The sequence below is a fragment of the Sphingobacterium lactis genome, from assembly GCF_051951495.1.
In the GTDB taxonomy this organism is placed as follows: Bacteria; Bacteroidota; Bacteroidia; order Sphingobacteriales; family Sphingobacteriaceae; genus Sphingobacterium; species Sphingobacterium lactis_A.
Map to the genome: position 1 here is coordinate 74,325 of NZ_JBNHAS010000003.1, position 14,270 is coordinate 88,594.

General features: G+C 39.3%; 11 protein-coding genes. 2 read left to right on the plus strand and 9 right to left on the minus strand.

Going from position 1 to position 14,270, the window contains the following annotated elements; all coding sequences use genetic code 11:
• Window position 1: 1 nt before the first annotated feature.
• On the minus strand, window positions 2-1,648 hold the full coding sequence (pgi, locus tag ACP6L2_RS12370) for a glucose-6-phosphate isomerase (protein ID WP_440509682.1): 1,647 nt from the start codon (window positions 1,646-1,648) through the stop codon (window positions 2-4).
• A 72-nt stretch (window positions 1,649-1,720) separates the two neighbouring features.
• Here pgi and prfB point away from each other — a divergent pair.
• Window positions 1,721-2,798, plus strand: a protein-coding gene (prfB, locus tag ACP6L2_RS12375; protein WP_440509683.1) for a peptide chain release factor 2 whose coding sequence is annotated in 2 segments (ribosomal slippage) — window positions 1,721-1,780 and window positions 1,782-2,798 — 1,077 coding nt in all. Because the reading frame shifts where the segments join, the coding sequence is not laid out codon by codon here.
• Window positions 2,799-3,313: 515 nt separating this feature from the next.
• Here prfB and ACP6L2_RS12380 read toward each other — a convergent pair.
• From ACP6L2_RS12380 to dcd, 7 genes are all read right to left on the minus strand, one after another.
• Window positions 3,314-4,099 carry a tyrosine-protein phosphatase gene (locus ACP6L2_RS12380; RefSeq protein WP_440509684.1) on the minus strand — a complete coding sequence of 262 codons (786 nt, stop codon included), beginning with the start codon at window positions 4,097-4,099 and terminating at the stop codon, window positions 3,314-3,316.
• 120 nt (window positions 4,100-4,219) lie between these two features.
• Window positions 4,220-5,209, minus strand: coding sequence for a mannose-1-phosphate guanylyltransferase (locus ACP6L2_RS12385; RefSeq protein ID WP_440509685.1), 990 nt, complete (start codon window positions 5,207-5,209; stop codon window positions 4,220-4,222).
• A 2-nt stretch (window positions 5,210-5,211) separates the two neighbouring features.
• A complete protein-coding gene (locus tag ACP6L2_RS12390) occupies window positions 5,212-5,736 on the minus strand; it encodes an exonuclease domain-containing protein (RefSeq protein WP_440509686.1) in 525 nt (174 codons plus the stop codon).
• A gap of 23 nt (window positions 5,737-5,759) precedes the next feature.
• Window positions 5,760-7,040, minus strand: coding sequence for a replication-associated recombination protein A (locus ACP6L2_RS12395; protein WP_440509687.1), 1,281 nt, complete (start codon window positions 7,038-7,040; stop codon window positions 5,760-5,762).
• A 1,039-nt stretch (window positions 7,041-8,079) separates the two neighbouring features.
• Window positions 8,080-10,194 carry a carboxy terminal-processing peptidase gene (locus ACP6L2_RS12400; protein WP_440509688.1) on the minus strand — a complete coding sequence of 705 codons (2,115 nt, stop codon included), beginning with the start codon at window positions 10,192-10,194 and terminating at the stop codon, window positions 8,080-8,082.
• 221 nt (window positions 10,195-10,415) lie between these two features.
• Window positions 10,416-11,510 carry a tetratricopeptide repeat protein gene (locus ACP6L2_RS12405; protein WP_440509689.1) on the minus strand — a complete coding sequence of 365 codons (1,095 nt, stop codon included), beginning with the start codon at window positions 11,508-11,510 and terminating at the stop codon, window positions 10,416-10,418.
• Window positions 11,511-11,716: 206 nt separating this feature from the next.
• A complete protein-coding gene (gene dcd / locus ACP6L2_RS12410; protein WP_344675490.1) occupies window positions 11,717-12,253 on the minus strand; it encodes a dCTP deaminase in 537 nt (178 codons plus the stop codon).
• 186 nt (window positions 12,254-12,439) lie between these two features.
• On the opposite strand from dcd, the gene ACP6L2_RS12415 reads away from it, so the two are divergent.
• On the plus strand, window positions 12,440-13,078 hold the full coding sequence (locus tag ACP6L2_RS12415) for a 4'-phosphopantetheinyl transferase family protein (RefSeq protein ID WP_440509690.1): 639 nt from the start codon (window positions 12,440-12,442) through the stop codon (window positions 13,076-13,078).
• A gap of 8 nt (window positions 13,079-13,086) precedes the next feature.
• On the opposite strand, the gene ACP6L2_RS12420 is transcribed toward ACP6L2_RS12415, so the two are convergent.
• Window positions 13,087-14,139 carry an AI-2E family transporter gene (locus ACP6L2_RS12420; protein ID WP_440509691.1) on the minus strand — a complete coding sequence of 351 codons (1,053 nt, stop codon included), beginning with the start codon at window positions 14,137-14,139 and terminating at the stop codon, window positions 13,087-13,089.
• Between the last annotated feature and the right edge of the window lie 131 nt (window positions 14,140-14,270).

A 14,270-nucleotide genomic window follows, 5' to 3' on the forward strand; every position in this document is an offset into this window, starting at 1 on the left:
TTTATCTCCAAGCTTTATATTGATTGATCAAGCCATTTGTGGAAGAATCATGTGTATGAATATCTTCATCACCTTTAAGCTCAGGTAGGATCTGATTCGCTAATTGTTTTCCTAATTCCACTCCCCATTGGTCAAAACTGAAGATATTCCAGATAATTCCTTGAACGAATATCTTATGTTCATACAGGCCGATTAGAGAACCTAATGCTTTAGGGGTAATGGATTTGATTAAAATAGAATTTGTAGGACGGTTTCCTTCAAATACTTTAAAGTTTTTCAGGACTTCAATTTCTTCAGGAGATTTGCCAGCCTTTTGTAATTCAGCAACAACCGTTTCCTCTGATTTTCCATTCATTAAAGCTTCCGTTTGGGCAAAGAAGTTGGATAGCAGCAATTGTTGGTGATTTCCAAGGGGGTTATGGGAATTAGCTGCAGCAATAAAATCACAAGGGATAAATTTAGTCCCTTGATGGATTAATTGATAAAAAGCATGTTGTCCATTGGTTCCAGGTTCTCCCCATATAATCGGACCAGTTTGGTAATCCACTCGATTTCCATTTCTATCAATATATTTACCATTACTTTCCATATCCCCTTGTTGGAAATAGGCTGCAAAACGGTGCAGATACTGGTCATAAGGTAAAATGGCATGACTTTCCGCATCAAAGAAATTATTATACCAAATGCCCAATAAGGCCATAATTACAGGGATATTCTCTTCAAATTCGGTGTTTCGGAAGTGCTCATCGGCTTCATAGGCACCCACTAATAGGGATTGGAAGTTATCAAAACCAATGGAAAGGCATATAGAAAGACCTATTGCCGACCATAAAGAATAACGACCACCTACCCAGTCCCAGAATTCAAACATATTTTTTGTGTCAATACCAAATTCAGCAACTCCTTTGGCATTGGTACTCAATGCCGCGAAGTGCTTCGCAACATCGGCTTGGTCTGCACCAGTCTTTAAGAACCACTCTTTTGCTGAATTGGCATTCGCCATGGTCTCTTGCGTGGTAAAGGTTTTTGAAGCAATTAAAAACAGTGTAGTTTCTGGATTTAGGTTCTTCAGGGTTTCGGCGATATGTGTCCCATCAACATTGGACACAAAATGCACGTTCAACCGTGTTTTATATGACTTCAAGGCTTCAGTCACCATCACTGGCCCTAAATCAGAACCACCAATACCAATATTTACTACATCAGAGATTTCTCGTCCTGTAAACCCCTTCCATTCACCGGAAATCACACGTTCGCTAAAAGCTTTCATACGATCAAGCACGGCACGTACTTCCGGCATCACATCTTGTCCATCGACCATAACAGGATTATCCGATTGATTGCGCAATGCGGTATGCAATACCTGACGACCCTCTGTTTCATTAATCTTTTCCCCATTAAACATAGCCTCCATAGCATCCTTCAATTGACATTCACGGGCTAATTGGAACAATAAGGCCATGGTCTGTTCATCGATACGGTTCTTCGAATAATCGAACAATAAGTCATTCAGATACGTGGAGAATTTATCAAATCGCGCGGGATCTTCTTGAAAAAGATCTTTCAAGCTTTTCTGATTGATGTCGATGTAATGATCTGCTAAATACTTGTAGGCTTGGGTAGTTGAGAAATCTATCTTTGGTAACATACAATTGTGATTTTCCTCAAATATAGGGATTAGCCATCAATCAATCTTTAATTTTATTTTATCTTTGTAGCTATGACCAAGGAACAAATACAAGACTTGAGGGATCGATTGGCATCCCTGAGGAGGCATCTTTGACATCGATGAGAAACGCGATGAGATAGCCCGCGACACCGAAATTACCTTACAACCTAATTTTTGGGACGACCCTAAAGCAGCTGAAAAAGTATTGCACGCAATAAAAAACCAAAAGGTATGGACAGATCAATTTGATCATGTTCAAGCTGCCGTGGAAGATACAGGCGTTCTCTATGAATTTTTCCAAGCTGGAGATGGTACCGAAAAGGAACTGGAGGAACAATACCAAATTGCATTGACTGATATCGAGGAATTAGAATTCAAAAATATGTTGAGTTCGGAGGAAGATCAGTTGGATGCGATTTTACAGATCACTGCAGGTGCAGGTGGTACGGAATCCTGTGATTGGGCTGCCATGCTGATGCGTATGTACATCATGTGGGGCGAAAAGCATGGTTGCAAAGTGACTGAGCAAGATTACCAAGAGGGTGATGTGGCGGGGATAAAGACCGTGACTTTACAGCTGTCGGGGAATTTTGCTTATGGTTATCTTAAGGGAGAAAATGGCGTTCATCGCCTAGTACGTATTTCCCCCTTTGACTCCAACGCCAAGAGACATACCTCCTTTGCTTCGGTCTATGTTTATCCATTGGTGGATGATAACATCGAAATTGACGTTAAGGACTCGGAGATTGAATGGGATACCTTCCGCGCTGGTGGTGCTGGAGGGCAGAATGTCAACAAAGTGGAAACTGCAGTTCGCTTACACCACAAACCGACAGGCATCATCATCAAGAACCAGGAGTCACGCTCACAATTACAGAACAAGGAAAATGCGATGCGCCTATTGAAATCGCAATTGTATGAAATCGAGATGCGCAAGCGTCAAGAAGCAACCGCCGCTATTGAAGGCAACAAAAAGAAAATAGAATGGGGATCCCAAATCCGTAATTACGTATTGCACCCCTATAAGCTAATCAAAGACCTTAGAACCAATATGGAGACTTCCAATACCCAAGCGGTGCTGGATGGTGATCTGGATGAATTTCTTAAGGCTTATTTGATGGAGTTTTGATGCGTTGAGACAACAGATAATAGACAACAGAAAACAGATTGGAGGATATACTTGATGGCGGGCGATGCATGCATCGCCCCTACAAGCAATCGTGATTTTATTGTTTATAAACGCAATAACCGTAGGGTCGAAGCATGCTTCGACCGATTTTTAATCATATCCCTATAAAAGAATTTGCCTTAAAGGACCGGTAGAAAGAATTTTGTAATGCGGGCGATGCATGCATCGCCCCTACAAACAATCGTGATTTTATTATTTATAAACGCTATAACCGTAGGGTCGAAGCATGCTTCGACCGATTTTTAATCATATCCCTATAAAAGAATTTGCCTTAAATGACCGGTAGAAAGAATTTTGTAATGCGGGCGATGCATGCATCGCCCCTACAAACAATCGTGATTTTATTTACACCAATAGGTCTATCTACAGTTGAGACAACAGATAGTAGCCAACAGAAAACAGACTTTGCAGGTTCTTATGTCTGTTGTCTATCGTCTGTTGTCTCAACTCTATTCTCACGCTATTTTTTTTTCCATTTCCTGGAAGAGGGAAGCGTTACGGATTGTGCAGTCTTTTAGAAGTTCTTGGATGTTGTATTTTCGGACGACACTTTTAAGTGCTTCAAGGTGTCGTGTATGGTGCATGTCTGTGCCGACAAAGTCGTACATTCCGGAACGGATAAGTGTCAATGCAGCAGTTTTCACATGCTCGCCATAGTACTTACTGATGGACAGCAGATTTAATTGCAGCATACAGCCGGCATTCTTGATTTCTTCAAAGATCTTGAAGCTGTTGTGGTAGTAGTTATAACGCTCTGGGTGTGCTAAAATAGGTTGGTAACCTTTATCCTGAATATCCTTTATCATGGTGAAAAGGGCTTTGGATTCGGATAAATAAGACATTTCAATCAACATGTACTTATCAGCAATCAAACAAAGGTTATTTGCTTGTACCCAAGAGTCGAGTTGATCGTCGATCATATATTCCGCACTATATTGTACGTTAAATTCAATTCCTTTATCTTTTAATCCTTGTATTAAGGTTTTATGGGCATTACTGATGGTTTCGGGTGTATTGTTATGCACTCCGGCCATAACGTGCGGTGTACAGACCGCATGGTTAATACCTAATTCCTTAAGACCTAGGATTAATTCGATGGACTGTTCTACGTTCTGACTACCATCATCAATGCCAGGAAGAAGGTGATTGTGCATATCCCAACCAATCCAAGAAAGGTTTTGATGATTCGAATGGTTGTTTACTGTTTCCTTTTTTCCAAATAAATTTGACCAAAATCCCATAGCGTTTGTTTAAAATAAGTAATTGGTTCACAGGTTAACCTGTATCAAAAGCAGCACAGCATTAATACTATGTTAATACATATTTAACGAATACGAAACATATAACGCTACAGCTTCCAATTAAATTAATTCAGAATTCTCCTTCTCTAATTGTTCGTAAACCTGTTTTACATCTTGTGCTCGGCTTCTATCGAGGACTAAAACGGCATCATCCGTATTAATCAACATGCAGTTGCTAAGCCCCACGAAAACAGTGTGCTTATTAGTACCTACAACAATATTGCCATTTTCATCTTCATGGTACCCCTTTTCCTTAAAATAGGTATATAAAGAATCAAAAGCCCCCATATCAGACCAATTAAAGTGTGCTGGAACGACTTTAATCAGGTCACTTCTTTCCAATACGGCATAGTCAATACTCTTGGAAGGAATCTGCATGGAGTGTTCTTCATCGAGGATTAAATCCTCAGCATATTCGAAGGCTACTTCAGAAGTGGCATATAATTTTGGTTCAAAGCGCATTAATTCTTCCAGGTAGACCCCTGCCTTGAAGCAGAATATACCGGAATTCCAAAGGAAGTTACCTTTCTTCAGGAAATCACGTGCGGTTTCCTCATTGGGTTTTTCGCGAAAAGAAAGTACTGTATTGCCTTGTTGTTCGATATAGCCGTATCCTGTTTCAGGTCGTGTAGGAATAATCCCAAAAGTAGCAATGAAACCCTCTTGCGCAAATACAATCCCCTGGTTGATGGCTTCGGCATATGCTTCCTGATTTTCAATCAGGTGATCGGAAGGCGTGACAATAAGGATATCATCTGGATCAGCATGGAAAGCAGCGAAAGCGATTGCTGCAGCCGTATTACGTGGAGCAGCTTCGGCGATGATATCATGCTCTACAGCCTTTAGAAATGGCTCTGCGAGATCTTTATTCTGGATGGACCCTACCAAGATTACCTTAGAGGCCAATTCTTGATTGCGATCTACGGTTAATTCAAATAGTGTTTTCCCTTCAAATACAGGCAGATATTGCTTAGGCCTAGCTTTTCTAGACAGAGGCCATAGCCTAGAACCCACTCCACCTGATAAAATAACATTGATAATCTTACTCATAATTACCCTAATTTTTTGATATGAATAGCTTCGTTCCTTTTTAGGAACAGTTCTGCAGTTGCACGAGCATCAGAGAGTGCATCATGGTGCTGTAATGGAACAGCCATGAGTTCACAGCAGATGCTCAGCTTCGTACGTTCAAAGCCTAATGCACGGTAAATTTTACTGGTACAATCCCAAGTATCTGCCAATTGTAGTTCCGAATAGGGCAATTGATAGAAAGACATGGTCTCTTTCAAGACCGATCGATCAAGGAGTTCATCATGTGCCACCATATGTTGGCCTTGGATAAGATCTTTGATAATGGGGTATATTTCCAGAAATGAAGGGGCTTGTACGGTATGTTTAGGTTTGATACCATGCACCCGAGAGGTTTGCCACATGTATTTGTTTTCAGGCGGCTGTACTAGGCTGTAAAATTCATTACTGATTTTACCGTCCTGCACATTCACGATCCCTACTGCACATACACTGTTATATTTGGCCGTAGCCAATTCAAAATCTATCGTTGTAAATGTTTCTAGCATGTAACGCAAATGTACTTAAAATTCTAATAGCCATATTTACCTTTCCACTTCTCACGCAAAGATTGTCGTAATTTTTCCTCAGCACTGTTATTTCCTGGATCATATAAGGTGAGTCCACTGAGTCCGTCTGGCATATACTCCTGTTGTACAAAGTTGCCCGGAAAAGCATGTGCATACTGATAATCTGTTCCGTAATCCAGTTCTTTCATCAATTTTGTTGGGGCATTACGTAAATGAATTGGCACAGAAAGGTTCCCTGACTTTTTCACGATAGCCTGCGCTTTATTGATGGCCTCATAGGCTGCATTGCTTTTTGCCGAGCTTGCCAAATAGGTCACACATTGCGATAGGATAATCCTTGATTCTGGCCAACCAATAACATTGACAGCTTGAAAACAATTATTAGCCAATAGTAAGGCATTCGGATTGGCATTGCCAATATCCTCCGATGCTAAGATCAATAAACGACGGGCAATAAATTTAGGATCTTCTCCTCCTTCAATCATCCTTGCCAACCAATATACGGCAGCGTTGGGGTCTGATCCACGAATAGATTTGATAAAAGCGGAAATAATATCGTAATGCTGATCGCCTGTTTTATCATATCGGATTCTATTTTGTTGCACATGTTGGGCGACAAAAGCATTGGTAATCGCTTGCTGTTGGTGATAGGCCGCCTGACTAACAAGCTCCAATATATTGAGTAATTTACGGGCATCTCCAGAAGATAGCTGCAATAAGGCTTCGTATTCCTCAATCTGTATCTTTTCTTCTTTGAGGTAAACATCATTTGCCAAAGTATGGTCTACAATAGCAATTAGTTCGTCTTTAGACAGTTCATTTAGAACATAGACCTGACAACGCGATAATAATGCTGAGATAACCTCAAAGGATGGATTTTCAGTAGTAGCACCTATTAAGGTAACTGTTCCACGCTCTACAGCACCTAATAGAGAATCTTGCTGCGACTTGGAGAAACGGTGAATTTCATCAATAAACAAAATAGGTTGCTCTTGATTAAACTGTCGCATTTGTTCTGCCTTATCAATAACCTCCCTCACGTCTTTAACCCCAGACTGTATAGCACTCAGGCTGTAGAATGGACGATCTAAGGCTTTGGCGACCAAGAGTGCCAAGGTCGTCTTACCTACGCCTGGAGGGCCCCAAAAGATCATTGACGGGATGGATTGTTGCTGGATGGCATTCCAAAGTACAGCGCCTTCTCCAATAATATGTTGTTGTCCTACATAGTCTTGGAGTGTCTGCGGTCGCATTCGTTCAGCCAAAGGTACACGTGTTGCCATAACTAACAAATTTAGCAAAATTGATTGGAGATACGAGCGATGTGTAGGGAAATAATTTGGAGACAATAGATGATAGATAATAGACAACAGATTATAGATTGTAGACAACAGATTATAGATTGTAGACAACAGATTATAGACGACAGATAATAGACTTTGACATTGGCGGGCGATGCATGCATCGCCCCTACAGACATTCGTGATTTTATTTACGCCAATTGGTCAAACTATTAAATACTGGGTACTTAATACTACTATTTAGGCGGGCAGACATTCCGCTGCGCTAAGTACTGCCCCTACGCGTGGCTGCTATTAAACGCCTAATATCGAACTATCTAGATCGTACGTTAGGTAGGGGCGGTACTGAGAGAGCTTGAAGATAAGGGATTTATCCCGTTCAAAAGCGAACGGAATGTCCGCCCGTATTTTAATCATATCCCTATAAAAGAATTGCTTTAAAGGACTTGTAGAAAGAATTTTTTATTGCGGGCGATGCATGCATCGCCCCTACAGACATTCGTGATTTTAATGTTTTTCTTACCCATAACCGCAGGGCCAAGCATGCTTCGACCGTTATAACGCTCCATAAAATCTAACCCGCCAATAGGTCTATCTACTAAATACTGAGTACTATATACTGCCCGCAGGGCCAAGCATGCTTCGACCGTTACAACACTCCATAAAATCTAACCCGCCAATAGGTCTATCTACTAAATACTGAGAACTATATACTGCCCGCAGGGCCAAGCATGCTTCGACCGTTATAACACTCCATAAAATCTAACCCGCCAATAGGTCTATCTACTAAATACTGAGTACTATATACTGCCCGCAGGGCCAAGCATGCTTCGACCGTTATAACGTTCAATAAATCTATCCCGTCAATAGGTCTTTCTCCTTTCTCCTTTTCTCTTTTTTCTTTTGTCTGTTGTCTGTTGTCTCACAGCGCAGCGGTCTATATACTATACTGCCCGCAGGGCAACAAAGCGATCTTAATCAAATAAAAAAGGGACGATAATCGTCCCTTTTTTATTTGAAGCTACTTCTTAAGCTTGATATAATCTATCATGACATTGGCACTTTCGTCAAGGACGAAGTCATAGTCTAACTTTGGTTGAGGTTGTCCTTCTTTCCAAAGTGGCTTACCTAAAAATGCCAATTGTTTATTGATGCGATCACGGTTTTTAAGACGGATTTTTTCGCGTTCAGCTTTCAACTTGGTTTCATTTAAGCTAATAGCCGGCATCTCTTCGTCTTTATTAAATTCCTCGATATCCTCCATTAAATAAGAGTAAGCTGGTGATTTCACCATTCTAGTTTTATGAATTTCATTCAGCTTGTTGTTGATATCCTTCAAATCGGCAATCTTCTGGAAGTTTGTCGATTTAATTTGGTCCCAAGGTAAAGCTGCTTTTTCGGAGCTTTCACCAAATTTCTCTGCTGTATATTGCGTAGGGAATGTCAAATCTGGGGTTACACCTTTATGTTGGGTACTGCTCCCGTTGATACGGTAGAATTTACCCATAGTCAAGTTAATCTGTCCAAATTGAGGGGCTCCGTTAGGGGTGTCTGGGTCAGAAGTTCCTGAAGCTTTAATAAGTAGGCGTTGTGTCTGACTGATAAATCTAGACATGTCCATCGCACTTTGCACTGTTCCTTTACCATAACTGGTGGATCCTAAGATAACACCACGGCCATAGTCTTGGATAGCACCAGCAAAGATTTCCGATGCAGATGCCGAGAAGCGATTGATGATGACCCCAAAAGGACCTTCCCACGCTAATCCTGCTTCTTGATCTTTCTCTATCTGAACATTATTACGCGTATCACGAACTTGAACCACTGGGCCTTTATCAATAAATAAACCTGTTAATTCCACTGCTTCTTGAAGTGAACCACCACCATTATTACGTAAATCCATCAATACCGCATCAACACCTTCTTGTTTAAGCGTATCTAACAATAAACGTACATCTCTTGTGGTACTCTTATAGTCACGATCTCCACGTCTTACCGCTTCGAAGTCGATATAGAATTTTGGCAAGTTGATAATTCCGATTTTATAATCTTTACCATCTGGGCCTTTAATTGTTTTGATTTCACGTTTTGCTGACTCTTCTGCAAGAATAATCTTTTCACGAGTTAGAGTTACAATACGTGGTGTTGCTGATGCAGATGCTCCAGCAGGAAGTATTTTTAAACGAACTACTGTTCCTTTTTTACCTTTAATTTTAGCTACAGCTGCATCAATACGCCATCCTACGATATCTTCAAATTCGCCATTTCCTTGAGCTACAGCAACAATTCGGTCGTTAATTTGAAGCGTTTTATCCTTGTAGGCTGGTCCACCAGGGATAATCATCTTAATGGTTACCATTTCATTCTCCATCTGTAATTGTGCACCAATACCTTCCAAGGTATTAGACATGCTTTCATTAAAGCTTTGTGATAACGAAGGGTTGAAATAGTTGGTATGTGGGTCAATAGCATCCGTAAATGCTGTCATGACAGTTTGAAACGCATCGTTTGAATTGGTTTTCTTAACCTGCGAAATCAAGTTGTTATAACGGCTTTTAAGTGTCTCTTTATTTTTGGCTTCATCCACTTTTACAGAATCGCTACCAGCCAATTTCAGGTTCAACAAGTCATATTTTACACGCTTGCGCATTTGATCTTTTAATTGCGCATCCGTTGTAAACCACTTTTCCTTTTCACGGAAACTGTTGTAAGTTTCGTCTTTCGTAAAGTCATGCTTAGCATCCAATTCAGCTAAGGCATAATTCATCGCTTGCAAAAAGCGATCAACATACTTACTATAAATAAAGAAAGAACTGGTCAGATCTCCTTTACGGAAATCTTGACTCATGTTATTCCTGAACTGTTGGAATCCATCAATATCCGATTGAAGCATGTAATTCTTCCCAGGATCAATCATCTTGATCAGGTTATCAAATACAATATTGGAAATTGAATCATTCATTGGTACGCGCTTGTAGGACTGATATTCCAATAATTCAGCTACTGTTTTCGCTATGATTTCGTGTTGCGTGGTAGGTTTCAAGACCATTCCTTCTTGATCTAGATTCACACGTGGTTTAGCGCCACAAGCAACCACGGAAATTAACGCAAGACAAAAAATGAGATTTTTAAACATATATTCTGTAAACTTTAAATAGTACAATTTATTTGGTTGATGTGGTCTTTTAATTGTGTGACTGAACATTAACCGTTAAAATTAATTAAAATTAACAATAAGCAATGAAGTGCAAACGTAAAATATTCATGGGAATTGCCAATTTTGATGCTTTTTAATACTTTTTAACAAGCCAAGACTAAGTAAGGAATCAAAAGTGGGGCCATAAAGGATTATTTTGTTTAGGTTCCATGTGGAAAAACCTCTTGACGCAACTGCCAATATTGTTGAAGTGCGGTCTCAGCCTCCTTAAAATCACCCATTAGGAGATAAATATCACCAAGCTTATCATTTATTGCTAAAGAAAGTACTTTATTATTTTCACTATCTGCTAATTCAAGTGCTTTTTCCAATTCGGCTTTTGCGACACGGTAATTTTGCTGAACATATTTGGAATAGCCTAGCATATATTCGATTTCTGGAAGATCATTTTCAATATTCTTTGCTTTAGCTAAATCTCTAGCTTGAATTAAGAACCATTGTGCTTCCGTATGCTTGTTTTGCATTTGGTAAATACGGGCTAATTTAATCCAGGCTTGTACTTTTCCATCATATGCCTTTGCCCTATTAAACAATGGGATAGCGCGACGAATAATGGTGTTTTCAGCAGCACGGTAATTCTTGTTATGTGCTTCTGTCATCGCTATAGCTAATAAAGCGATTCCTTGATCTGCCTGATTTTTCCCTGCTATAACACGCTTTAGATAATTCTCTTGCAAGGCTATCGCATCCGTATTTTTACCAGCATAGAGATAGGCATTGGATAAATTGTACTCCATAACTGCCTTTTCATCTTGAAAATCACTAGCCTGAAGCATATTGATTCCACGGACTAAAATGGCAATTCCTTTATTAAGGTCTCCAGCTTGAATGGCTTGCAAAGCATATTCATTGGCTAAACCGGCTGCTAATGCTTTGTTATTATTTATTTCGAGCTTTTGAATTAATGTATTCCAATCTTGCTCAGAACTTGGAAAAGGATTGAAATTCTGCTTCAAGTAGCCCACATTATCACTGTGCTTAAAATCACTCAACAAATACTGATAATCCAATTGACGGGCTATGGAATCAAAAAAGCCTTTCTTTTCCTTATAAGAATCCACTAATTCTTCCTCCTTTGTTCGAGGCGGAGGTAATACATATACTTTTGGGCCTATTCCTTGAAATTCGGGATTATACTTTGTAACATATCCAGCAGGATCCAACTCCATCTTTCCCTCTTGTGCCTGTACAGCTACTATTGAAAAAATAGAGCCTAAGGCTAATAAAACGCGCATTTTGTTCAACATCAACTCTTTTCGTTTTAATCAAATATATGAAATACTATTAAGTAAATCATTGTTCTGAATTAGCGGAACATGAAAACCCAATAATTGTTTAACTAAATAAATAATTCTGTCGAATAATCTTTACCCTTAAAAATAAGAAAGTCGATACTACTATCGACTCCTATTTTTTACTTTAAAATATTTTTGTAGTTCTACTAAAAAGGGTTTTTCCACATCATGCTTTCCACTGGTCTAATGGTCTTGCTATTGTATTTGGCATTTCCTTTAGAATTATAGAATGTTTCAATTTCACCTTCCACTACAAAATAAATTAACTGTCCGATTGGCATTCCTGCATAAACTCTTACCGGCTGAGCAACTGAAATTTCTAATGTCCAAGTATTACAAAAGCCTACATCGCCTTTACCGGCAGTAGCATGAATATCAATTCCAAGACGACCGGTACTTGATTTTCCTTCAAGGAAGGGTACATGGCCATGTGTTTCGGTATATTCTAAGGTTACCCCTAAATATAGAGTCCCAGGCATCAGGACAAATCCTTCTGCAGGAATTTCAAAATGCTCAATTTCATTGTGTTTCTTGGCATCTAATACATCATCCTTATAGGTGGCAAGGTATTTTCCTAAATGTACATCATAGGAGTTGGTTCCTAAGCATTTTCTATCGAAGGGTTCAATGACAATTGTACCATTGTCGATTTCCTCTAAAATTCTTTTATCTGATAAGATCATAGTTTGAGCTAAATAGCTGCGGCAAAGCAGGATTCAAAAATACATTATTCAAGGATAGCACGCAAATTAAAGGTTCGTAGTCTATTAAATGTTTTCCAATAAAACTTTATGCGGGTGAATGGGTTAATATTGCATTTAGACGATGAATTTTAGGAATCATTAACATTCTAAGCCTTATATTTGATTATGGCATTAGCATATTTGAAAGAATTGGATGCAAACAGCCGGATTGCATTATGGAAAATTGAAGAATCGGCGGAACAGTTGGTGAGCTACTTACAGTTAGATGATGCTGAAAAAGCCAAACTGGAGAGTTTAGCAAAAGGAAAAAGGACTTTACATTGGCTTGCCACCCGTGTATTGTTGCGTTATTTATTGCAGACGCCCGATTATATTAATTGTCCTTCAGATCCGAATGGCAAACCATACCTTCCTGATTTCCCTTATGAAATATCGCTTACTCACTCCTATGATTATGCTGGAGTCATGCTATGCTCTACAGGAGTTTGTGGAATAGATTTAGAAATTGTCAAGGAAAAGGTTTTACGCATTCAACACAAATTCTTAAAACCAGAAGAGTTGGCCTTTATTGATCCTGAACATCAAGTAAATCAACTTTACGCATGTTGGTGTGCTAAGGAAGCCGTCTATAAATTGCAAGGGAATCGTGGGGTATCATTTTTAGAAGATATGCTAATTGAACCCTTCCAATACACTGCACAGGGAGTCATGAATGTGCGACTAAACAAATCTGGTAAAGAAGAGCGGTTTCAAGTCTATTACGAACGTTTTAACGAGTATATGTTAGGATATGTCAATGTCTAAAGCATGATCTACTCGTCCAGTTGATCTTGTAGTCGATCTTTCTTTAGTGATAGTCGTTTATTTGCTTTATAAATTCGAACAGCGATTAGAAAATACGCCAGCAATAAAGGACCATAGACCAAACCGATCAGTCCAAACAAGGGTAAACCGATAATCACACCTACCACCGTAATAATGGGGTGGATATCTCCGACTTTTTTAGCAATGACAAGACGCAGGACATTATCGATGTTGATAACAAGTCCGAAGCCCCAAATCAGTAGTCCGACACCTTGCCAGGTTGCCCCCTCAGTGAGCAGTACCAAAGCGGCAGGAACAAATATTAAAGGTGGCCCAAGCAGCGGAATGAAGGAAAGAATAGCACAGATAACTCCCCAAAACAAAGGATCCTTTGCTCCAAAGATAATAAAGCCAATGGCCAAACAGCCACCTTGTATAATGGCAATAATCGTTTGTCCAATGATATTGGAATAGGTTATGTTTTTCAACTCTTCAGCAAACACAGTAGCATTCTCATCATCAAAAGGCAAATAGTGCACTAGACTGCCTTCAAAACCTTTGTAATTCACAAATAAGAAGTAAAGTAAGAAGTACATCACGGTAATTTCTAAAAATGCATTGGCAGCCCCACTTAAGGTAGAAGTTAATAAGCCCGCCAAATAAGTAGAACTCGCCTCCAGTTGTTTTTCTATTAAGTCTGGCTGACCTAGTTTATCTCCAACAAAAGTATCTATGGCATCCATGATACGCTTTATCCATTGCGGATTCGCTTGCAATTCAATCGCCTTATCGACAAGCATCTTTCCAATTCCTACAAAGGGCAGCACGATAATGAATATGGATATGATAATAATAACGACAGAGGAAAGAGGCTTTGGCCAATTCCATTTTTCAATAAAGAATATATTAAGATTTCGGAACAAGGTATACATGACCATGGTTCCAAGAAAGGCACCAAAAATACCCGAAGTGGCATAGAGAATAATTCCTCCAAGCACAACAATTATCAAAAGGATGATAATATTCCGTTCTTTTTGTGAAAACACATCGTTATTGCTCATAAAAGGTTTTTTAGTGATTGGCAATAATTACTGAATGATAAGACAACATAAACAGGCTTTTGTTTTATCTCAATAAAAAATTATCATAAAATCTGATGTATAATCTAGGTAATCAGGGAAATTAAATAAAA